18 protein-coding genes are annotated in these 20,950 nt (G+C 50.8%); 7 read left to right on the forward strand and 11 right to left on the reverse strand.

The genetic code is table 11. From position 1 onward, the window contains the following. Window positions 1-7: 7 nt before the first annotated feature. Both EHT25_RS22640 and EHT25_RS22645 read right to left on the reverse strand, forming a co-directional pair. Window positions 8-457, reverse strand: coding sequence for a hypothetical protein (locus tag EHT25_RS22640; RefSeq protein WP_124877442.1), 450 nt, complete (start codon window positions 455-457; stop codon window positions 8-10). 71 nt (window positions 458-528) lie between these two features. Beyond that, a complete protein-coding gene (locus EHT25_RS22645) occupies window positions 529-918 on the reverse strand; it encodes a VOC family protein (protein ID WP_124877443.1) in 390 nt (129 codons plus the stop codon). Window positions 919-1,039: 121 nt separating this feature from the next. Here EHT25_RS22645 and EHT25_RS22650 point away from each other — a divergent pair, with 121 nt between their 5' ends. Genes EHT25_RS22650 through EHT25_RS22660 form a run of 3 tightly spaced genes read left to right on the forward strand, consistent with a single transcriptional unit; the run spans window position 1,040 to window position 2,745 of the window. Beyond that, window positions 1,040-2,041 (forward strand): carboxypeptidase-like regulatory domain-containing protein, encoded by a 1,002-nt coding sequence (locus tag EHT25_RS22650; RefSeq protein WP_124877444.1) that lies wholly within the window; start codon window positions 1,040-1,042, stop codon window positions 2,039-2,041. A gap of 54 nt (window positions 2,042-2,095) precedes the next feature. Beyond that, the gene (locus tag EHT25_RS22655) at window positions 2,096-2,476 is read left to right on the forward strand and encodes an outer membrane protein assembly factor BamD (protein WP_124877445.1); all 381 of its coding nucleotides are present in this window, start codon (window positions 2,096-2,098) and stop codon (window positions 2,474-2,476) included. Further along, window positions 2,470-2,745, forward strand: coding sequence for a hypothetical protein (locus EHT25_RS22660; protein WP_124877446.1), 276 nt, complete (start codon window positions 2,470-2,472; stop codon window positions 2,743-2,745). Before EHT25_RS22655 ends, EHT25_RS22660 begins: the two co-directional genes overlap by 7 nt. A gap of 4 nt (window positions 2,746-2,749) precedes the next feature. Here the strand turns inward: EHT25_RS22660 and msrA are convergent, their stop codons facing one another. The 7 genes from msrA to EHT25_RS22700 form a co-directional block, all read right to left on the reverse strand. After that, window positions 2,750-3,415 (reverse strand): peptide-methionine (S)-S-oxide reductase MsrA, encoded by a 666-nt coding sequence (msrA, locus tag EHT25_RS22665; RefSeq protein WP_124877447.1) that lies wholly within the window; start codon window positions 3,413-3,415, stop codon window positions 2,750-2,752. Between the two features lie 186 nt (window positions 3,416-3,601). After that, window positions 3,602-5,158 carry a RagB/SusD family nutrient uptake outer membrane protein gene (locus EHT25_RS22670; protein ID WP_124877448.1) on the reverse strand — a complete coding sequence of 519 codons (1,557 nt, stop codon included), beginning with the start codon at window positions 5,156-5,158 and terminating at the stop codon, window positions 3,602-3,604. Between the two features lie 119 nt (window positions 5,159-5,277). Continuing rightward, window positions 5,278-8,496 (reverse strand): SusC/RagA family TonB-linked outer membrane protein, encoded by a 3,219-nt coding sequence (locus tag EHT25_RS22675; RefSeq protein WP_185731456.1) that lies wholly within the window; start codon window positions 8,494-8,496, stop codon window positions 5,278-5,280. Between the two features lie 799 nt (window positions 8,497-9,295). Beyond that, entirely contained in the window at window positions 9,296-9,619 is a 324-nt protein-coding gene (locus tag EHT25_RS22680) for a hypothetical protein (protein WP_124877449.1), read from the reverse strand. A gap of 72 nt (window positions 9,620-9,691) precedes the next feature. Continuing rightward, window positions 9,692-10,357: a caspase family protein gene (locus EHT25_RS22690; protein ID WP_124877450.1), complete on the reverse strand. Its 666-nt coding sequence runs from the start codon at window positions 10,355-10,357 to the stop codon at window positions 9,692-9,694. A 179-nt stretch (window positions 10,358-10,536) separates the two neighbouring features. Further along, the gene (locus EHT25_RS22695; RefSeq protein WP_185731458.1) at window positions 10,537-12,027 is read right to left on the reverse strand and encodes a glycoside hydrolase family 130 protein; all 1,491 of its coding nucleotides are present in this window, start codon (window positions 12,025-12,027) and stop codon (window positions 10,537-10,539) included. Between the two features lie 95 nt (window positions 12,028-12,122). Further along, the gene (locus tag EHT25_RS22700) at window positions 12,123-14,423 is read right to left on the reverse strand and encodes a glycosyltransferase family 4 protein (RefSeq protein WP_124877451.1); all 2,301 of its coding nucleotides are present in this window, start codon (window positions 14,421-14,423) and stop codon (window positions 12,123-12,125) included. 427 nt (window positions 14,424-14,850) lie between these two features. On the opposite strand from EHT25_RS22700, the gene EHT25_RS22705 reads away from it, so the two are divergent. Next, a complete protein-coding gene (locus EHT25_RS22705) occupies window positions 14,851-17,208 on the forward strand; it encodes an efflux RND transporter permease subunit (protein WP_124877452.1) in 2,358 nt (785 codons plus the stop codon). A 30-nt stretch (window positions 17,209-17,238) separates the two neighbouring features. Here EHT25_RS22705 and EHT25_RS22710 read toward each other — a convergent pair whose 3' ends face one another. Next, complete coding sequence (locus tag EHT25_RS22710) at window positions 17,239-17,670, reverse strand: DUF4286 family protein (protein ID WP_124877453.1); 432 nt, start codon at window positions 17,668-17,670, stop codon at window positions 17,239-17,241. A 40-nt stretch (window positions 17,671-17,710) separates the two neighbouring features. On the opposite strand from EHT25_RS22710, the gene EHT25_RS22715 reads away from it, so the two are divergent. The 3 genes from EHT25_RS22715 (at window position 17,711) to EHT25_RS22725 (ending at window position 20,017) form a co-directional block, all read left to right on the forward strand. Then, window positions 17,711-18,172, forward strand: a complete 462-nt coding sequence (locus EHT25_RS22715; protein ID WP_124877454.1) for a cytochrome B — start codon at window positions 17,711-17,713, stop codon at window positions 18,170-18,172. Window positions 18,173-18,262: 90 nt separating this feature from the next. Further along, the gene (locus EHT25_RS22720) at window positions 18,263-18,775 is read left to right on the forward strand and encodes a hypothetical protein (protein ID WP_124877455.1); all 513 of its coding nucleotides are present in this window, start codon (window positions 18,263-18,265) and stop codon (window positions 18,773-18,775) included. 69 nt (window positions 18,776-18,844) lie between these two features. Further along, window positions 18,845-20,017 carry a glutathionylspermidine synthase family protein gene (locus tag EHT25_RS22725; RefSeq protein ID WP_124877456.1) on the forward strand — a complete coding sequence of 391 codons (1,173 nt, stop codon included), beginning with the start codon at window positions 18,845-18,847 and terminating at the stop codon, window positions 20,015-20,017. A 25-nt stretch (window positions 20,018-20,042) separates the two neighbouring features. On the opposite strand, the gene EHT25_RS22730 is transcribed toward EHT25_RS22725, so the two are convergent. Next, window positions 20,043-20,840 carry an SDR family oxidoreductase gene (locus EHT25_RS22730; RefSeq protein ID WP_124877457.1) on the reverse strand — a complete coding sequence of 266 codons (798 nt, stop codon included), beginning with the start codon at window positions 20,838-20,840 and terminating at the stop codon, window positions 20,043-20,045. Window positions 20,841-20,950: the final 110 nt, after the last annotated feature.

Raw genomic sequence — 20,950 nt, forward strand, 5'->3', positions numbered from 1 at the left:
GTTAAAATTAATAAACTGGTTTGTGCTCCGTCGATGTGCCGGTATGGGCAACATCCTCCTCGGTCTTTTCCTGCGCCTGATCGGCTTTACTCACCTTGTCCTGTTTTTTGGCTTCTTTCTGCGCTTTTGGCGTCGGAACCTCCCCGGCCGATGCATAATCATCGGGGCCATGCGTGGTAACATCCACGGTATTTGTATTGGTTTTTGTTCCGGCAATGCTCTCCTGCCCCGCTTCCGTTACATCGTCGGCCGGGTTTTTATCATCCTGGTCATTAAACCGCAGTAGTCCATTCGCACTGTCCATATCGGTGCTGCCGATAAACCGGTCATTCCGGCCATTCTCGCTACCCGTTACCTCCAGGCTATCCAGTCCGTTGGCCGAATTTTCCTGTTCCGGACGATTGCGGTTGTCTTTCGCGGCAATGTCCCGTTCATCAATTCCTTTATCTTTTTCCATAACGTTGAACCGGCTTTAATAAGAATCACTCTGCTATAACCAGCAAGCCGGAAAAAGGTTATGATTTTATGCTATTCCGGCCCGATTAAATCCCATAGATTTCCGTACAAATCCTCAAAAACCGCCACGGTTCCGTATACTTCTTTCGACGGATCTCGCACAAAAACCACTTCATTCTCAACCAGTTGTTTATAATCACGCCAGAAATCGTCGGTATGCAGGAAAAGAAAAACCCGGCCGCCGGTCTGATTACCGACCCGGCTTTTTTGCAATTCGTTAGCGGCTTTGGCCAATAACAACCGGCAACCCGTCGAACCCGCCGGAGCGATAACGACCCACCGTTTGGTTTCCGACAAAACCGTATCCTCGATGAGTGTGAAGTTTAATTTTTCGGTATAAAACCGGATTGCTTCGTCGTAATCATCAACGACCAGCGCGAGTTGGGCAATGTTCTGTTTCATTCGAAGTTTAAATCAGTAATCTGCTGCTTAAATAATCAGACTCGGTGTTGACATAAGAGGTCTTCGGCGAACCTGGGTCCGGCGCTAGCTTTGTGCCTTCGACAATAACCGAGTCTTATTCATGAATTCCAAATGGCTTTACATCGCAGCCTTTTTCGTTGCCAGTTGCTCCAAAGATCCAGATGCCGTCAACGGGGGCGAAAAGACGAATTGGGGTGATCAGCCCGCCCTGCCGGTCGTCAGCGGGCAATCGACGTTTACACTCAATGCCGCCGACGATTACGTGAGTGTCATGGGAAATACCGTTCCCCGCATGCCTAACTTTCCCGAACTCAAGGTAAAACCGGGAATTGTCCGGGGCTATGTTGCTGATTTAAGTGGAAAACCGTTGCAGGGAGCATACATTGGCGTTCGGTCCACGGCGACGGGCGGTTCGTATTCCGGCGCTTCCGACGAAACCGATGCCAACGGCTACTACGAAATTACGATTCCCTGGGGTGCTACTGAATTTTATGCCGCCGGTTACACAATTGATTACGGCGAGGGCCGTGCCGTGATGAGTCTGGGAGCGGCCGACGGCAAACTCGGTAATTTTCCGTCGGCGGATGGGCTGGTAAAAAACTTCGTTTTGTTGTCGTATGGCGTCTATAACAAAGATCTGGTGAGTCAGAAACCCAAAGACCCGACCAATTACGCGGGTGGTTCATTTTACATCACCTACAACGTGGCCGATGCGTCAAGCGTCTATAATCCAGATACCTACATTCCCGAAAATGCTGAAATTCAGGTAACGCTCACGCCGGACGAGCCCGGTTTTTACGGCGAAACCAAAACGTTTGTGGTCACTAAAAAAGCGAGCCTTCAGAACTATAATTTCCTCATCATGAACATTCCGGTAGGCCGGTATACCATCGCTGCGAAACTGAAAGACGGAAAACCGCTGCGGATGGAAGCCGTTGGACGGTACGCCAATTTGTATCCAAATTTTGGGATGAAGCCGGGAACGGCGACGGGTTCGGCGAAACTGCTTTTTACGCCCGATACCCAATCCGGCAATTCGCTGACGCTGCCCAATCGGGGCAACTGGGGCTCGCTTCAGATTAAAGTCGAGCGAATGAATTAAGTCGCACAGCCCGAATCGACAGGCTGTGCCAGGCATTAGCTTGATCCTGACCGGGTGGCTGCACCATCCCATTCGGCCCAAACCAGTTCAGATTCGGTTCTTCTGGCCGATGCGATTACCCGCTTGCAACAACGGGACGCCCGAACGGCGATTAGTCAACTCGCGGCCATTGCCCAACACCAGCCGGGCCATTGGACGGCTGCCGCTCAGTGGTACCTGGCATTGGCTTATCTAAAATCAGGGCAACGTCTGGAAGCGCAAAAAATGTTCTCTACCTTTCGGTATCCGTCCTGCGGACAGAAAACCGAAGCCTTCGATGCCACGGCGGCCCGATTCCGGGTTGCCGGCTACGAACGCCTTTTTGGTCTGGAGGAAACCGCCGGGAAGAAAATTTATAACCTAAAAAAACACGCGCTGACGACGGGCCGGTGGTGATTGGGACAGTCGTTCCGCCCTCATTTTATTTCGCCGGAAAAGGCTGGAAACCAGCAGCAGACGATGCCCCCGCCGACAATCGATTCTGTGGACATGCCCTTTGCATCAGTGGTTACGACGATACCGAGTACGGTGGGGCTTTCCGGGTAGTCAATAGCTTTGGAAAAGGCTGGGGTGGTCAGGGATTTTGCTGGATAAGCTATGCGGACTTAGTCCGGTTTACCCGCTATGGTTTTAAAATCACCCAGCAAAAACCGGCGGTTTTGTAGCAAATCAAATTGTGTATTTGCCTTCTTTCTTCAATTTGCCCGCCATTGCCTTCCGCAACTTCTCCACTTTGGGGAGGGAAACATTCTGAATATACGGCTGGTTGGGGTGCAGTTTACAATAATTCTGATGGTAGGTTTCAGCAGGGTAAAACACCGAAAACTGAACTACTTCCGTCACCACCTTATTCGGATAATGCTTCGATTCATTCACCCGTTGAATGGCTTCTTCGATGGCCTTTTTCTCCGTCGGATTTCGGTAAAAAGCAATGGAGCGGTAATCGCGCCCGACATCGGGGCCCTGGCGGTTGAGCGTGGTAGGATCATGAGCGGCAAAAAAGGCATCCAGCAACTCACTGTAACTGATCACGTTTGGATCGTAATACACTTGCACCGACTCGGCGTGGCCGGTTTCGTCCGTGCCAACCTGTTCGTACGTCGGGTTCCGCAGGTTTCCGCCCGAATAGCCCGAAATCACTTCCCGAACACCTTTCAACTGATCGAATGCTTCTTCCTGTGCCCAGAAGCAGCCGCCCGCAAAGGTGGCCACGGCCTCACCCGGTTTTGGCGTCGGGAGTTTGGCAAAACTAGTGCTGGCACCCAACAATTGTGCCTGCACACCATTCGCAGCAAACTGCCCGATAATGAGCAGGAACGTAAGTATGGTTTTCATGATTCGAAGTTTTTTTCAGAGTCTTTCAGCGGCAAGTGGCCCGTTCCTTCATCAACGCAAAGCCGGGCTGGATTGTTGCTTGATCTCAAAATCAGTTTCCATGACCAAAACCGGTCGATTATTTCAACAAAAAAACGTCCCGACTGACGATGCAATCGGGACGTTTTCTATTGACTCTGAAACAGATTAGTTCGGATAACCCGGATTCTGCGTTTTCAGGTTCGGGTTGTTCAGCATTTCCTGCTTGCCCAACGGCAGCAGCAAATGTTTTTCCTGCAACGGCTGGTTCGAACTCGGGTTGACGTGACCCACAAAGTTGTCGAACCCATTCGTTTTGTCGTTGTACACTTTCCGCAGCCGCACCATGTCATACCAGGTGATCTGCTCGTAGCACAGTTCGTGCCACCGCTCCCGCCAGACGGCTTCGCGGAACGTTGCCTGCGTATAGGTTCCCAGAGCCGGTGTCGTCAGACCCGCCCGATCCCGAACTTTCTTCAGGGCATCGTAAGCCGCCTGCGTCGGAGCGCCCACTTCGTTTTGCGCTTCGGCATAGATCAGCAGTGTTTCGGCATACCGGATTTGCGGCACGTTCAGGTTGTTTTGGCGCGTACCTGGTACACCCGAGGTTCCATTTGACGTCCGGTTGAAGTGTTTGAAGACGTAGTTAGCACCCAATGAGAACGGAGCTCCACTGCCATTGGTGAAGTAGGTCGAGTAGAAATAGCCCTGATCTTTCGCCCGCAAGTCACCAGCTTCGTAGGAAGCATAGAACGAAGGCACCGGTACCGTACTACCTGTTCCCCCAGGACCGTTGTACGTCACCGGTTTGAAGTTGGGATACATGTTGTCCATCGGATTTCCGGCCACCAGCGTGTTGTATTGCAGCATGAACAAATGCTCCAGGCGGTTTTCAGTGCTTTCCTTATGCACGTCTTCCAGCGACGAAAACAGTCCGATCGCCGTCGGGTTCGCATTGGCGTAGGTGATCACTTCGAAGGCCTTATCAGCCGCCAGTTTGTAGTGGGTGGCCCCTTTGCTCAGCGGAAAACCGGCCATCGTCAGGTACACTTTCGACAGCAGCGTTTTCACAGCCGCCAGATTCACGCGGCCCGACACATCCGTCCAGGCCAAACCGGCCGCTTCAGCCGCCACCAGATCATCCACGATTTGCTTGTAAATCGCATCCTGCGGAGTCCGTGAAGGTTGGAAATCTTCCGATGTCGCCGTTTGCGGCTTGGTAATCAGGGGAATATCACCCCAAAGCCGAACCGCTGCGAAATACGCATTAGCCCGCAAAAACCGGGCTTCCCCCAGAATTTTGGTTTTTTGAGCCGCATCCATCGGTGTGATGCCCGGCACACGGTCGAGTACCTGATTGGCCTGCGCGATCACTTTGTAAAGTCCGTTCCAGTAGTTGACCACGTGAACCGTGTTGCCGTCGTGTACCAACCCGTACAGGTTGTTCAAATCGGAGTTCTGGGCGGTTTCCGTCGTGGATGTTCCGGTCAGAGCTTCCAGCAATTGCCAGTTCGACGAGAAAATCCCGGCCCCATCGCCCATAAATCGCATGTCGGCGTAGACCGAAGCCAGGGCGGCTTCGGCGTGGTCGGGGATGGTGTAAAAATTGTCGGGCGTCAGGTTGGAAGGAGCCTGCTCATCGAGGAAATCCTTGCAACCGACCGGACCCAGCAGAATAGCTCCCAGCAGGGCTACTTTGCTCACTTTATTCACTATATGTTTCATTATTGTAAAATCGTTTTTTGAGTACTTGATGAGGGTCTGCGGCTTTCCGTTTTCGGTATTTGGTTGCTGACGCACGCTACATGAATGCGTCAGCTAACCGAAAACCATATACCATAAACTTATAAACCGATCTGCAAACCGAACATATAGGTGGTCGGTTTGGGGTAGTTGTGCCACATCATCCCTTGTGAGAATGCGCTGTTGCCATCGCCCTGGTTGGTCGGCGTTACTTCCGGGTCACCGATGATTGGATCATCCACCAGCAGGAAGAAGTTTTGCACAGATACATAAGCCCGCAGACGATTCAGTTTCAGTTTGCTGGTCACCAGGCTCGGGAAGGTGTACCCCAGCAACAGGTTTTTACCGCGCAGGAACGATCCGTCTTTGATCCAGTGGCTGTCCACGTTCGTTACGTAACCCGCCCGCGTGTCGCGAATCTCGGCGATCATACTGCTCTGGTTGGTCGGCGTCCAGGCATTCAACACCGAAGTGTAGCTGTTGGCCAAAGCCTGACGGTCTTCACTGGCGTGCAGGTTCATCATCATCACGTCGTTGCCGTAGGAGAACTGGGTCTCAAACGTCAAATCGAAGTTCTTGTAGCGGAAGCTGTTGGTGAAGGCACCCCAGCCTTTCGGGCTACCGTTGCCGATGATGCTCCGGTCGGCATCCGTGATGGCTTTGTCACCGTTGACATCCAGGTACTTGATGTCACCCGGCAGAATCGTCAACCCGTTTCGGTAGCTGGTGAATTTGGCGGCTTCTTCGCGTTCCGCTTCGCTCCAGACACCCACGCGGGTCAGACCCCAGAACGAACCGACTGGTTCGCCGATGCGAATGATGTTCGTTGGGTTGGTAAAGTTCGGACCACCGACGTTGAAAATATCCGAAGGCGTTGCCAGCGACAATACCTTGTTGCGGTTGAATGAAATGTTGAAGGTCGTGCTCCACTGGAAACCGCCCGCGTCGATGTTCACTGTATTCAAACCAAATTCAAACCCACGGTTCTGCATCGAACCCACGTTCCGGCGGATGGTGGCGTAACCACTTGTACGAGGTACCGGCGCATCCAGCAGCATGTCGGTCGTTTTGCGGTAATAATAATCCGCTTCCAGATTGATGCGGCCTTTCAACAAGCCCAATTCGATACCCACGTCGGTCTGAGCGGTTTTTTCCCAGCGCAAATCCGGGTTGGCCAACCGGCTGATCCCCGTTCCTGATACACGGGCATCACCATAAATAGTGGCGTAGTTCGAGCTCAGCAGCGACAGGGAGGTGTACGCCGGAATTTCGGAGTTACCCGTCAGACCGAAGCTGGTCCGAACTTTCAAATTCGAGATCACTGGGTTGCCTTTCAGGAACTCTTCTTCCGATGCCCGCCAGGCCAGAGCTGCCGAGGGGAAGAAAGCAAACTTGTGGTTTTCCCCGAATTTCGACGAACCATCGACCCGACCCGTCACCGTCAACAGGTATTTCTCCATCAGGTTGTAGTTGATCCGGCCGAAGTACGAGTTGAACGCAAACCGCGATGCACCTGAACGTACACTGGGGTTGGTGGCACCGGCACCGAGGTTGTTGAACCCGAAGTAGTCCGTCGCAAAACCGCTTACACTACCCCCCATGTTGAACACGTTCGTTTCCTGCCATGAAATCCCCAGCAGGGCGTTGACGGCGTGTTTTTCGTTGATCTGCTTGTTGTAGGTCAAATAGTTTTCCAGTGACCAGAACGATTCTTTCCGGTTATCAGTCGATGCGTTACCGTTACCACCAATGTTCAGCGTCCGGGTCACCGAGTTGTTGAACTCCTGGGTCTGGATGTTGGCCCCCAGAATGGTGCGCATTTCCAGTCCTTTCGCGAAGGTGATGTTTGAATACAAACTACCTAAAGTCGTCTGCGTATTCAGGATGTATTTGGTATCCATCAAACGGTGCACCGAGCTCATCGTTCCCTCTGCATAGGGGAAATCACGGTTGTTGGCATAGGTTCCGTCTTCGTATTTCACCGGCAGGAACGGGAAGTCTTCCACGATCTGACGAGCGACGGCATCACCCTGATCCACAATGTTTTCCGACTGGTTGTTGTAGCTCAGCGTACCCCCGATTTTCAACCACTTTTTGACCTGATCGTCGATCGTAAAGCGGCCTGAATAGCGTTTCAGATACGAGGTTTTGATCAAGCCCTGATCATCACGATAGCCCAGTGAAATCGAGTACTGAGTCCGGTCGTTACCCCCACTGAAACCCAGCTGGTGGTTTTGTGACAATTTGTTCTGACTTGATTCTTTCAGCCAGTCGGTATCGTATTTCGGGCTGCCGTCGGAGTTCCACACGCGCGGATCAATCCGGCGCAGTTTCGGGTTCAGATACGCCCATTTACCAGCGGCCCAGCCGACGGGATCGTATTTGGCCATGTTCGCCCATGCCAGATCTTCCGTGGCCATGTATTCCTTTGTGTTCAGCACGTGGGGACGATTGGGCCCAATGGTGTTGACACTGAAATCGACATTATAAGTCACCTGACCTTCGCCCGATTTTCCTTTTTTGGTCGTCACCAGCACCACCCCGTTAGCACCTCTGGCTCCGTAAATGGCCGTCGAAGAGGCATCCTTCAGCACTTCAACTGAAACGATGTCGTTGGGGTTGATGTAGTCGATGGCGGAGCTAAACTGTGCTCCGTTCCCTTGAGGCAACATCACGCCGTCAACTACATAGAGCGGGTTGTTCGAGGAGTTGATCGAGCTAAAACCACGTACGCGGATGGTGGTCCGACCGCCCGGGCGACCCGAGTTGGTGTTGACCTGCACACCCGGCATCCGGCCCGACAGCGCCTGAGTCAGCGAAGCGGCTGGACGTTCTTTCAGTTCGGCTTCTTTGACCGTTCCGACCGCACCCGTCAAGTCACTTTTCTTGGCTGTACCGTAACCGATGACGACGATTTCTTCCAGTACTTTATTGTCGGCTTTCAGGTTTACGTCGATCGAATTTCGTGAACCAACATTAATTTCCTGAGACAAATAACCAACAAATGAATAAACCAGCGTAGCGCCTGATTCGGGTACTTCAATTTTGTACGCGCCGTTGGCATCCGTTACGGTACCACGGGTTGTTCCCTTAATAACAATGCTGACCCCTGGCAAAGCCGAGTTGGTTTCATCAGTTACTTTCCCGGTTAGTGTACGGTCTACCGTTGCGGTGGCTAAAGCAGTTTTGGAATTGGTCCCCGAATTGGGGTCCTTCGCAGCGAAGGTAGTACTCATGCAGACAGAAGCCAGCAGGATTTGAGGAATGGATAATCTCATCATCCTGACAAGCCGGGCTTGCGGTAGTAAGAGTTTTACCATAGATTTTTTGGGCCGTTTTAACGGCAGTTTAATTTAGAGTGGTAGATTTAGTTGGGGGGGAACATGAATAATTTTTGTAAAACTAATAAAATGTTGGGTTGAATTCTCCTAATATTGGCCACAATTAGTAAAAAATATTAATAATGTTCTTTTTATTTGAACTTATCAACCAATTTTATTTATTAACGCACGAGGACCTTAATTTAATTTTAATGTGATTTTTGCCCGTTTTTGAAGTAAAAAAACAATAAATCATTCATTATCAGTTTATTAACAAATTAAATTATTATTAACGGAGTTCAGCATCGAATAAAATACAGTCATTGGGAGTTAAAATGCGATTGTTTGTGCACATCATTTTTCCCAAAAAAATAGTTGCATTTTTGTTCAGCTTCACGAGAATTCAGAATGATTTAGCACCTTTTTGAGTCAAATAATAAATGTATTATTTACAATTAAAGCCCGTTTACGCGTGATATTTGAAGCGCACCATTGAGCACTTTTTACTAAAATACTTAGGTTAATTTCCCCGGGTAGTCAGTTGAATCCGGTCTTCGGTAACTGCGGTTTTAATACCTGTACATTTTATACCTGAGCGGAAATTCATTAACGAATTCACCAGCGCCGTATACCCATTTTCAAGTCTGAGATAAAGCTTTGGCTTAGTCGGTTCTGATTTCAATAGCCAGCGGATTTTTCCCTGCTTTCGAACTCTGTCGAAGGGTGTCCTGAACGGCTATAACCTGCTGGTAATTTCCCGGTTTCAGTTGTCGATAGCCAACTCCCGGATATTATCCTGCTAATCAGGATCGGCAACTACCAAAAGATAGCGGTGAAATTCAGTAACTGTTTGTTCCGTCAACGTCCGAAAATTTCGCAATTGCTTTCCCGTGAGCAGATTTTTTTCCATCCTACCGTCGCGAATAGGCAATGGCCGATCGGGCGAAGAATACATCGTAGTTTCGGAAATTCGGGCTTTATAGATCGACTGTTTGAAACGGGTCGGACCGTATTGCGAGAGTTGCGTCTGGGTGTCCCTAAGCAACTTCTCCCATGAAATAGCGGTTTCGGAATACCCCGCCAGTTCCAGCGTTTCGTCAGAAGCCCGGGTTTGGATGCTCAAAAAGCCCGGTTACTCGCGCGCGCGCGTCATTTTTTATGAGCATCCACAATCGGAACCGACCCGGGCGGTTTTTCAGGTTGTACCCGTGACCGGAATAGTAAAAGAAAAGGATATCGTCAGGCTGGGGATGCAGTGATTCCAACACCTCTTCCAGTTTTTTTGACCGAAATCATTCGAAGTAATTCGCTGTTCGGTAAGTTGATAGTGAATGGCCGACATTTGAACCATTTGTCGATGCATGACATTCAGATCAGGTTGACAGACATCGGCCAGAACCGGGTCGTTCGTATCCGCAACCAAAATGGCGTAAAAAGTTTGAGCCTGGATTGGAGTTAGCCCAATAACCCAATGCAAAACCGCTCCCGCCAGCATTCGACGGAACAAAAACCGTACGTTTTTCGGGCGAAGCGGTTTCTCATTGCGTTTTGAAGTAGAATTCACCCCGTAACGGCCCTTCAATGTTAGGGTGGCTGCTTGAATCTCTTCCAGTCCCTGATCGATCCGGTCGACCAAGTCAAACCGATCGACATTCGGCTGGCTGATGTGTTTGACGAGTTCGCTCGTAAACAGCCCGTTGGCTTCGTTGCCGTCGTAGGCGGTTTTTCCCGGCTCGGTGGCGTACATAATCCGCGTACCAACGGCGGGTTGAACGGGGGCAAAAACCGTTGCGCCCGTTCCACGCGTCCACGATCGATACGGATTAGAGCCAATAGCCTGACTTCTGGAGCCGGTTGTCAATTCGTTGACGCTTCATAGGTGAAATTACGGCCGGTTTTCTGTCACCGCTTAATGGTACAAAAAATCATTTATAACACCAATCCTTCTTGTAATCAGTCAAAATGCACAAAAAACCGCTCATCAGCCGACACAAAAAAACCGCTCCAGTTCAAACTGGAGCGGTCGATTCGGTGAACTAACTACAGTCTTTGCTCTTCGGCATCGACGGGTACTTCTTTCTGATTGCCCGTCAGTTCATCCAAAAGTTCCTGCACATTTACGGTAGCAAAGCTGCTGGCGTAGTCCGACATGGCATAGGGAATAATGAGTTCATTGCCGTTGATCACTCCCCCGCAACTGTAGACCACATTTGGAACATACCCTTCGCGCTCGTTTTCGTCCGGGCTCAGCAGCGGTTCTTTCAACCGACCGAGCACTTTTCCGGGATCTTCCAGATCGAGTAAAAAGGCCCCGATCGCGTATTTCCGCATGGGGCCAACGCCATGACTCAATACGAGCCAGCCAGCCTCGGTTTCGATGGGCGAACCGCAATTGCCGAGTTGAACAAACTCCCAGTGGTAAGTCGGTTTCAGCAGTATTTCCTTGGTTTGCCAGAAATACAAATCGTCCGAATACATGATGTAAATGTTTTCCCCGTCCTGCCGGGAAAGCATCACATACCGCCCGTTGATTTTCCGGGGAAACAATGCCATGCCTTTATTCTGCACCTCGGCACCATTTAAGGTACTGATACTGAAATGCGTAAAGTCTTTGGTTTGTAGTAATTGAGGAAAAGTAACCTGACCGTTGTAGGCTGTATACGTCGCATAATACGTCACCTCGCCGTCGTCTTCCACAAATCGTACGAACCGGGCATCTTCAATTCCGTTGGTTTCGTTGGGCGATGTCGGAAAAATACAGCGTTCATCCAGGCTCTGATCCTCTTCAAAATCCAGCTCATAGTTGGATCGGGCGAGAGTCCTTAAACTGCTCGCAATAGCCTCATATTCTGCGTGGTGCCGATATTGATTCAGCACTCGTTTTAAGCGGTCCTCCATTTCTTCCAGCGCAAACTCCTCGCCCAAACCGCTCATCATCATTTCCGAAATGGGGTTCGACAGCCGGAGTTCGTAGAGTTTCCGCTCAAACTGCTGGCGGTTGAAGCGGTGATTCGGCACAATTTCGGGGGAAGTAACATAGCGGGACGGTTTGCGCAGGATGATTTTGCTATCCTGATCGATGTATCCCATCCGGAACGTGATCGATGAAATGTGGCCTTCACCCGTTGCCCGCATGCTCAGAATAAACCGCTTGAAACCCGGCGGCACGTTGGTTTGGTCGGGATGCCAGACCATCGACGGATTGAAAAGTGCCGCCGACTCCAGCGAATATTCCATGGTAAAATAAGCGCCCAGCAACAGCTTTCGCTCGAGTGTGAGGGGTTCGTCGGTGAGTAACTGGGATTTAATGTGGTTGAAGCGTTTCAGAAAAAACCGCTCCAGTTTATAGTGTCGACTGCCAAATTCGCGAATAACTTCTCCCAGTTTCCGTTCAGCTTCTTCCTCGGTCATCGCATTGACCCGGGCAATTATTTTAAGTGTGCGCGTCGAACTGCTGCTTTCAAACGGACGAAAAAGAACGCGGGTGGGATCAGGGCGGAGTACAATACCGGTGCGGGTTGCCTTTATCATGGTTACTTGAAGTTAATACGAAGAGTTAAGCAATGAGGGAATGAATGGCTCCTAAAAGTCCATTGCATCCCCTCATTATTTATCCCTTCCAACGATTAAACTAACAATGTTAGTGCCGTGTTTGCGACTTCGGTATCGGAAATTTGTTTTTGCGTTAAATGAAGTTCCGTTAAAGCCATCAAATAAGCCAGCGTGGATTCAGCTCCCTGGTTCTGGTTAACGCGGTCGACGTGCAAACCATCGCGGCAACCACCCGTATTGGGATCATAAACCGACAAACCAAGGTCGTTATGGCCCGTAAACCATTTGAATATTTTCGTGGCCCGTTTTAACCAGATAACCTCGCGGGTAACGCGATAGGCCGCCAAACAGGCCGATACAGACCCCTGAGCTTCAATAGGTTGCTGATCAAAATAAGCCCTTTCTCCTCCTTTGACATAAAAACCGTTTGTACCGATCGGCTGAAAATAACCGGTAGTGGTAACGCCGTTTCCGGTCATCTGCAGACCGATCAGCCAGTTCAAGGTCTGCACACCCATGTCCGTTAATTTTACGTCGTTCAGGGTCTCTCCGGCGCAGATCAGCGCGTGTGACAACTTGGCGTTGTCGTAGGTCAGGTAGCCTTCAAACCACGGCCAATCCCTGGATTTAGCGTCATTATACCGAACAATCATTTTATCGACCAGCTGCTGCAAAATCGTTTTGACCAGCCGGTCGTTGCCAAACCGCTTCAGGTATTCACAGGCTCCCAGGATTCCGAATGCCCAGGAACGGGGCGAAGGCAAGTCCACCAGCGTCGGCAAAGCCTGGTGTAACATCGGCATTGCCCAGGTAATCAGATTCTTATCCGACGATCGTCCGACGCAGGACCCCAGCGCCCAGATGGCGCGACCCGTGCTGTCGTCGGAGCCGATATCCTCGAGCCAACGGCGGTCATAACTCATAAAATTGCGAAACTGACTCCTTCCCTGAATAAAGGCGTAGTTCAAAAAAGCCGCAAAATTATCAGCCAGTTTGGCCAGTTTCCGGTCACTTTGGCCGGCTTCTTCCACCATCACCGTCAGGATCAGCGCCCGGGCGTTGTCGTCGGTGCAATAGCCCTCTTCGTAGTGTGGCAAATGGTAGCGGGCGTGTTGAATAATTCCGGTCGAATCGGTCAGTCGGTACAGATGATCCAGCCGAATAGGTGGTAACTTGTAGGTTCCATTTCCGTTTCCATTCAGCAACGCAAGTGGGCTGCCCGGCAACGCAATAGGCTGTTGACGCGCGCGGATAAATGCATTGACATAGTGTTCCATGGCGCGTTCCCAGATCATGCTTCGGCCCAGCAAATAGGCCTTTTTACGCATGCCGTGTCGCAGTGATTCGTCGCTCATCAGGCTGATAATGGCATCAGCAACGGCTTCCGAATCGTTGAACGGCACCAGAACACCCCGACCATCGGCCAGTAATTCTTCAGCGTGCCAGTAGGGCGTTGAAACGACGGCTTTCCCGCAGCCAAATGCGTACGACAATGTTCCTGACGTAATCTGGGCCGGATTCAGGTAGGGAGTGATGTAAATATCAGCCGCCCCCAGAAACTCCATCAAGTTATCCAACTCAACAAACTGGTTGAAAAACAACACATTACTCTGAACACCTGAATCAGCAGCCAGTTTTTTCAAACTATCGCGATATACTTCACCCTGATCACGAACCAGGTTCGGATGTGTGGCGCCCAACACAATATAAACCGTATTGGGAAACTTTTCGACGATTCGCGGCAATGCTTTGATGACGTTTTCAATGCCTTTGTTAGGCGACAGCAACCCGAACGTCAGCAACACCTGTTTGCCTTCGATGCCGAACCGATCTTTGTGAAAATGCGGGTCGACAAACGGCATGTCGGGAATTCCGTGGGCAATGACGTCAATTTTATCTTCCGGTACATCGTAAATATCTTTCAGGAACTGCCGCCCTTTTTCAGTCATCACCACCACGCGCGCTGATAGGTCGGCAATGGTTTTCAAAACCATCAGCTGGTCCTGGTCGGGATTCCGCAAAACCGTGTGGAAAGTTGTTACCACCGGCATCGTCAGATTCCGCAGCAGCGTCAGAATGTAATTTCCGGCTGTTCCACCGTAAATACCGTATTCGTGCTGCAAACACACCACTTCGGTATTCATCGAATTCAGGAACTCGGCGGCTTTTTTGTAGGAGTTCAGATCGTGCTGATAAAATTCGTACCGAACTTCTTCCGGATAATCGTAGCCTTCCGGTACATCGTTTACCGACACTACCATGGCCGAAGATTCCGGATAAAATGTCGTATACGATTTGTACAAATCAGCAGTAAACGTGGCAATTCCACACTTGCGGGGCAGGTAATCGCCAATGAAGGCAACACTGGTTGGCATGTGTACGCTAGGGGTTAGGTTATGCAATGCAGTATAATTCATAACTATTCGAAGATATAATGGTAAAGAATTCAGTCCAACGCGCTTCCGATTTTATTTAATAAAGAATGAACGACCGTAAATCTGTATATCCTCTAAGGTAAACCAGCAATATCCCCAGTTGTTTAGAACCAGAGTGTATTTAGTTATCGTATGACCGTTTTTCTGGGTGATCGCTTTCATTAAAATGAGTGGAACCGCGACCGGTTTTGGGAAGGCTAAAGCGAAACTATCAGACAGCAGCCAATCGATTCAGTTGATTCTCAGCCAATTTTTAAAAATAGTACATAATCAAGCCGGACAGGAAGCAGGCGGGGGGGTTGAGTGTCCATTTTCAAAAACTATCCCGATTTAGTACCTTGCACCCTTCATCTTCAGTTCTGTCTTGATGTTCTGGCACCGCGTTTCGGATTATATTTTAAAAAATCGCATTTTCCTGCTCATTTTTATTTTTGTAGGAACGGGTTTTATGGCGTATCAGGTCACCCGCATCCAGCTTTCCTACGAAATTGCCCGGATTCTCCCTTCCAACGACCCTGACTTTGAACTGTACGAAACGTTTAAGAAGCGGTTTGGCGAAGACGGAAGCGTCATGGTGATCGGGATCGAAACCCCGGATTTGTACAAGCTACCGGTTTTCAACGGCTGGTATGCGCTGAATCAGGACATTAAAAAATCGCCGGGCGTGCAAACCGTGCTGTCGGCGGCCAGTTTGTTTCGGATTGTTCGCAACGACAGCATCAAACAATTTCAGGTATTGCCCCTTGCGCCCCGCGCCCCCACCACCCAGGCCGAAGTTGACAGCATCCAGTCAATTGTGGCTTCGTTGCCGTTTTACAAAGGTTTCGTTGCCGACAGCGCCGGTCGGTCTCACCTGATGGCCGTTACCTTCGATCAGAAAAAGCTGAATACCAAGGAACGGATTGGCATTGTGCTGAACCTTGAGAAAAAAGTCCGGGCGTTTGGAGCCCAATTCCATATTCCGGTCCACATGTCCGGTATGCCCTACATTCGGACCAAGTTCACGGCCAAGGTAAGCAACGAAATGGTGTTGTTCATGGCGCTGGCGTTCGGGGTTACGGCGGTCATTCTGCTGTTTTTCTTCCGATCCATTGTGGCGGTTTTGGCCGCCATCAGCATCGTCGGGGTTGGCGTGGTCTGGTCGCTGGGCTTTCTGGTCCTATTTGGCTACAAAATTACCCTGCTGACCGGTTTGCTCCCGCCCCTGATCATCGTCATCGGCATTCCCAATACGATTTTCCTGATTAATAAATATTTTGAGGAATTCAGTATCCACGGCGACAAAAACCGGTCGTTGAACGTCGCCACCGAGCGAATTGGCGAAATGACGTTTTTCGCTAATGTTACCACTGCCATCGGTTTTTTCGTGTTTTACTTCGCCAGCAGTCCGATGCTCGCCCAATTTGGTCTGGTGGCGGCACTGGGCGTCGTGGTCACGTACGCCCTTTGTCTGGTCCTGATTCCGATTGTGTTCGGGTATTTACCCGAGCCGTCGTCGAAGCAGCGGGGACATATGGATAGCCGCTGGGTGGTTTCGTTCCTGAACTGGGTCAATAGAACTGTTCACCACCGGCGCCGACTGATTTACGCCCTAATCGGCGTGTTGGTGATCATCAGTGTGATCGGGGCCATGCAGATTAAAGCGGTCGGCTACGTGGTCGATGATTTGCCGAAAAACGATCCGATTTATACCGATCTGAAGTTTTTTGAGCAAAGCTTTCGCGGGGTTCTGCCCTTTGAAGTGTCCGTCGATACCCGCCAGCCGGGCCGGGTGCTGACACCCCAAACGCTGACCAAAATGCGGCTTTTGCAGCGTGAGTTTGAAAAATACCCGGAATTTACGCGACCGCTGTCGGTGGTCGAAGCCGCCAAATTTCTGTACCAGGGTTACCGTGGCGGTGATCCGAAATATTACGTGCTCCCCGGTGCGCTCGAAATGGCCAAACTCGCCAGCTACGCTCCGCAGATGAAAGGGCAGTCGAACGTTTTTAAAGGTTTTCTGGACAGCACCCGGCGCTACACCCGCGTGAGTTTCCAGATGGCCGACGTCGGAACGGTGCGCATCCGGCATTTGCTGACTACCCTGCAACCCAAAGTCGATTCCATTTTCAACATCGATCGCGAAACCGGTAAACGGGTTTCCAACGGCGACATGTACGATGTCCGCATTACGGGAAGCAGCACGATTTTTACAAAAGGCAACGAATACCTGGTCGACAACCTCAAGGAAAGCGTTTACCTGGCCGTCGTTCTGATAACGGCCTTACTGGCGCTCCTGCTCCGCGACGTCCGAACCATCATTATTTGTTCCCTGCCCCGCATTGTCCCGCTGATCATCACGGCGGGAATCATGGGCTTTGCCGGCATCCGGTTAAAACCGTCTACCATCCTGATTTTCAGCGTAGCGTTCGGAATTGCATCGGATGGGACCATTTACTTCATTGCCCGGTATCGCGAAGAACTCCGGCGTGGGCTGGGCATTTCCAAAGCCATCACCAACACCATTCACCAGGCCGGTATCAGCATGATTTACACGGCGTTTATCCTTTTCGCCGGTTTTGCCATTTTCGCGTTTTCCACCTTTCAGGGAACCGTTGCGCTCGGCGTTCTGGTGTCGATCACGCTGCTGATGGGCATGGCCGCCAACCTGATTCTACTCCCGGCCTTCCTGCTGTCCCTCGACAAACGACAAAACCGGAAAGAGTTGCAGGAACGTGCAGCGTAAGCCACCGTAAACCAAAAACCCAAAACTTTCTTAAACCTCCTCCAGCAGGCTCTGAAACAATACGTATTGATTCGAATACTGCTGTTGAAGCTTGGCTAGCAGTTCGTCGGCATGCAGTTTATTAAACCGGAAGTAGTCGATCCGCCCTTTGAACGAAAACTGAAAGGTATACGTCTCCCCACCATTTTCGACCTCCGTCAGTAGCCGCAAAATTTTATAGTCCAGCGGCAAACCGGTTGCCATAAATTGTGGCACGAGTTCAAACCGCATCCAGTTTAGCCATGCCCGCTCAGCGGTTTTTTCAATGTTGATTGTCAGATTGTAAAGAACCATTTTTGAATCGATGAATGAAGGAAATAACGGACGAATCGAACGAAACGAAATACATCCGCCGAGTAAATTAACAGTAAATTCGCCGTTTTTGTCCTGAATCTTGCGGCTATTCTCGCTCGTCTTAGCCACAAATGTTGTTTCTTTGCTAACAGAAAAACTTACTCACTCTATGTTCTATACTATACTAGTCCGCGCCCACTCAGGTCTCCGCTGGATTGTATTGATCGTATTGCTGGCAGCCATCGTAACGGCGTTTCGCAAATGGCAGGGACGCGACGAATACACGCCCGGTAACAACAAACTTTACCTCTTCGCTCTGATTGCGACCCACACGCAATTTACCATTGGTCTGATTCTGTATTTTCTGAGCCCCAAAGTTGGCTGGTTTGCGGAAGGAATTGACGTCGGCACCATCATGAAGACCGCTATTTACCGGTTTTATTCCATCGAGCACATCTTTGGAATGCTGATTGCCGTTGCGCTAATCACCATCGGCCGGTCCAAGTCGCGTCGACTCAGCGGCCCGGTTCAGAAACACCGGACGGTTTTCATGTTTTACGGGTTGGGGTTACTGGCCATTCTGATTTCCATTCCGTGGCCGTTCCGCATTCCCGGCGCTGGCTGGTTCTGATGAAGAGCGGTTTCGGGCTTGGTGAGGTACCACAGACTCTCCGTCAGGACGGTTCGTTCGCTGCTGAATGATCGGCTATTTGTTCCTCCGATGCCACCTGCGCCCCAACACCGAACCGTCCTGAACTGGATTCAGCCTTCACCGGCGGAACGATTTGAGATTTATTCGGAACTGGGAATACCTCAGGCCGTTTTAACCATCACCCGACCCGTTCAGGCTACGCTCGAATCCCGTTTTGGCAGTTACCAGATTCAGCGCCTGCCGAAGTCGGGATCAATTGCGGTCACCGACCTGGGCGGTTCGACCATCGCCACGATTCGCAGCAGTTTGTGGGGGCGGTTTTATGTAACGTTCGACGACGGTCGCGAGCTCCGGTTCAATGCTTCGAACGTCTTCCGCAGCCGCTGGCTCTGGAGCAGTACCGACGGCGAAACCCAGGCCGTCGTGCAGCAGAACCGGATTTTCTTTGCCCCCGAATGGCCCATTGGTGATGGACTTTCGGCGCTTTTAGCCGGTTTAACCATTTACTTTACCGTTACGAAACCCTCACTCTTTAAGCGGTTTATGGTATTCGGTTTACAGCTTACGGTATTCAGTGGCTGACGCGTTCCAATTGCGTGCATCAGCCATCGTACCGTAAACTGTAAACCGAATACAGTTACCACACTCCTCATGATAAAGACCCGTTCTTTACCCGTTTCACCGGATCAGCAACTTCGGAACGTTGGCTGGAACTGGATGCTCGGAACCGATACCGTGCCTTATTTGACCAACGAAGTGGTGGTTGTGAAGCCAGAAGAAACCGACGCGTTTTACGAAGCGGCTAATCAACTGTTTGAAATGCTGGTCGAAGCCGGGCAAACGGTCATCGACCAGAACCGGTTCAATGAGTTGGGAATTCCGCAAAACCTGGTTGATCTGATCAAGCTTTCCTGGAACGACGACCGGCACATCCAACTGTATGGTCGTTTTGACCTTGCGGGTGGTATTGATGGCCAACCCATTAAACTGATCGAATTCAACGCTGATACGGCGACCTGCATTCCCGAAACCGCCGTTGTTCAATACGCTCATTTGCGGGCCAATGGCCTCGACGAAGAACACCAGTTCAATACCGTATATGAAATGCTGGTGGAACAGTTTCGCGAAGTGCTGGAGCAGAATAAGGACCTGCAACCCACCCTCCTGCTGTCGGCCATGCGGGGTTTTCCGGAAGACGACAGTAACGTAGCGGTTTTGGGAGAAGCTGCCCGCGAAGCCGGTTTTACGGTTGATTTTGAATACATCGACAAGGTTGAATTTTCGGTCGAAGAAGGGCTTTTCAAACAAAATCCCCAGAATGGACAGTTCGACCGGTTCGATTTCTGGTTCAAACTATTACCCTGGGAATACATCGGTTACGAAGAACCCGATCTGGCCCACATCCTGACCGAAGCCATTCGTCGGCGGAAAGTACTGGTGTTAAATCCAGCCTATTCGCTGCTGTTTCAGTCGAAATACATCCTGAAAGTGCTTTGGGAATTGTATCCGTATCACCCGCTGCTGCTGCAGACCGAAGCAAAACCGCTGACCGACCGACCGTGCGTGGAGAAGGTGTTATTCGGGCGGGAAGGAGCCAACGTTCGCATCATGGATGAAAACGGAAAAGTGAAAGCCCAAGCCGATGGCGAGTACGACGAATATCCCAAAATCTACCAGGAATACGTTGACTTGCCGCAGGATGCCGCGGGAAACCGGTATCAGGCCGGCGTGTTTTTCGCGGGTGAAGGCTGCGGGCTGGGTTTCCGGCGCGGGGGCGTCATTCTGGATAATGGCGCGCAGTTTGTGGGGCATGTAGTCGAATAGCCCCGTCAGCGGTTAACCAAGCCCATTACCCCATCAACAGCGACTCCCCGCCGTCGATCCAGATGGGCGTACCGGTGATGTGGTTTGCGCGATCGGATGCCAGAAAAACCACCAGTTCCGCCACCTGCTCGCTGGTACCCGGTTGGCCGTCGGTCAGCGGAATGGCTCCTTCCGGAAATTCGACCGGTTCTTTGGCCGACTCGATTTTGCGCTTTTGAGTACTGTCGTCAATCTCGGTTTTGATGGCTCCGGGACAAATGACGTTCACCCGGATGCGGTGTTTCGCCAGTTCAAGTGCGGCCATTTTGGCAAACGCCAGTTGACCGGCTTTGGTGGTCGAATACGCCGTGGCACCCGTGTTGCTAAAAATGCGCGTTCCGTTGACCGAAGCCGTAATGATCACTGAACCGCCGTTTTCTTTTAGCATCGGAATGGCGTATTTCACCGTCAGAAATGTACCACGCAGGTTAATTTCAATGGTTTTGTCCCACTCGTCCGGTTCCAGGTCTTCAATGGGCGCCCACACGCCATTGATCCCGGCATTGGCAAAAACGATGTGCAAACCGCCCAATTGCTTCTTAATTTCCCGAAACGCTTTCTCCATTTCGGCGGGCTTCGAGATATCCGCCAACAGGGCAATCGCTTCCCCTCCTTCCCGCCGAATCTGCCCGACAGTCTCCTGCAATTCGTCGTTCGTCCGGCCCAATGCCGCCAATCTCGCCCCTTTTCGGGCCAGCAAAAGTGCGGCAGTTTTACCAATTCCCGATCCTGCCCCGGTTACCAATGCTACTTTTCCGGTAAATTCCTTATCTTGACTCGCCATATCGTCAGCCGATTTGTTCGCTTGCTGACTTATCTACCTATCCGCTGCCTTTTTTGTTAGAAAATTCAGTCTTTTCTTTTCAAAATCTCTATTAAATGAGCGTTTCCGAA

This window comes from Larkinella rosea, assembly GCF_003858635.1.
GTDB classification, from domain to species: domain Bacteria; phylum Bacteroidota; class Bacteroidia; order Cytophagales; family Spirosomataceae; genus Larkinella; species Larkinella rosea.

Bases quoted from the DNA above. Each gene is read 5' to 3' on its own strand.
- EHT25_RS22715 (WP_124877454.1), top strand. From the start codon at position 17,711: ATGTTCTATACTATACTAGTCCGCGCCCACTCAGGTCTCCGCTGGATT.
- EHT25_RS22705 (WP_124877452.1), top strand. From the start codon at position 14,851: ATGTTCTGGCACCGCGTTTCGGATTATATTTTAAAAAATCGCATTTTC.
- EHT25_RS22725 (WP_124877456.1), top strand. From the start codon at position 18,845: ATGATAAAGACCCGTTCTTTACCCGTTTCACCGGATCAGCAACTTCGG.
- EHT25_RS22670 (WP_124877448.1), bottom strand. From the start codon at position 5,158: ATGAAACATATAGTGAATAAAGTGAGCAAAGTAGCCCTGCTGGGAGCT.
- msrA (WP_124877447.1), bottom strand. From the start codon at position 3,415: ATGAAAACCATACTTACGTTCCTGCTCATTATCGGGCAGTTTGCTGCG.
- EHT25_RS22695 (WP_185731458.1), bottom strand. From the start codon at position 12,027: ATGATAAAGGCAACCCGCACCGGTATTGTACTCCGCCCTGATCCCACC.
- EHT25_RS22640 (WP_124877442.1), bottom strand. From the start codon at position 457: ATGGAAAAAGATAAAGGAATTGATGAACGGGACATTGCCGCGAAAGAC.
- EHT25_RS22730 (WP_124877457.1), bottom strand. From the start codon at position 20,840: ATGGCGAGTCAAGATAAGGAATTTACCGGAAAAGTAGCATTGGTAACC.
- EHT25_RS22720 (WP_124877455.1), top strand. From the start codon at position 18,263: ATGCCACCTGCGCCCCAACACCGAACCGTCCTGAACTGGATTCAGCCT.
- EHT25_RS22645 (WP_124877443.1), bottom strand. From the start codon at position 918: ATGAAACAGAACATTGCCCAACTCGCGCTGGTCGTTGATGATTACGAC.
- EHT25_RS22700 (WP_124877451.1), bottom strand. From the start codon at position 14,423: ATGCCAACCAGTGTTGCCTTCATTGGCGATTACCTGCCCCGCAAGTGT.
- EHT25_RS22675 (WP_185731456.1), bottom strand. From the start codon at position 8,496: ATGGTAAAACTCTTACTACCGCAAGCCCGGCTTGTCAGGATGATGAGA.
- EHT25_RS22650 (WP_124877444.1), top strand. From the start codon at position 1,040: ATGAATTCCAAATGGCTTTACATCGCAGCCTTTTTCGTTGCCAGTTGC.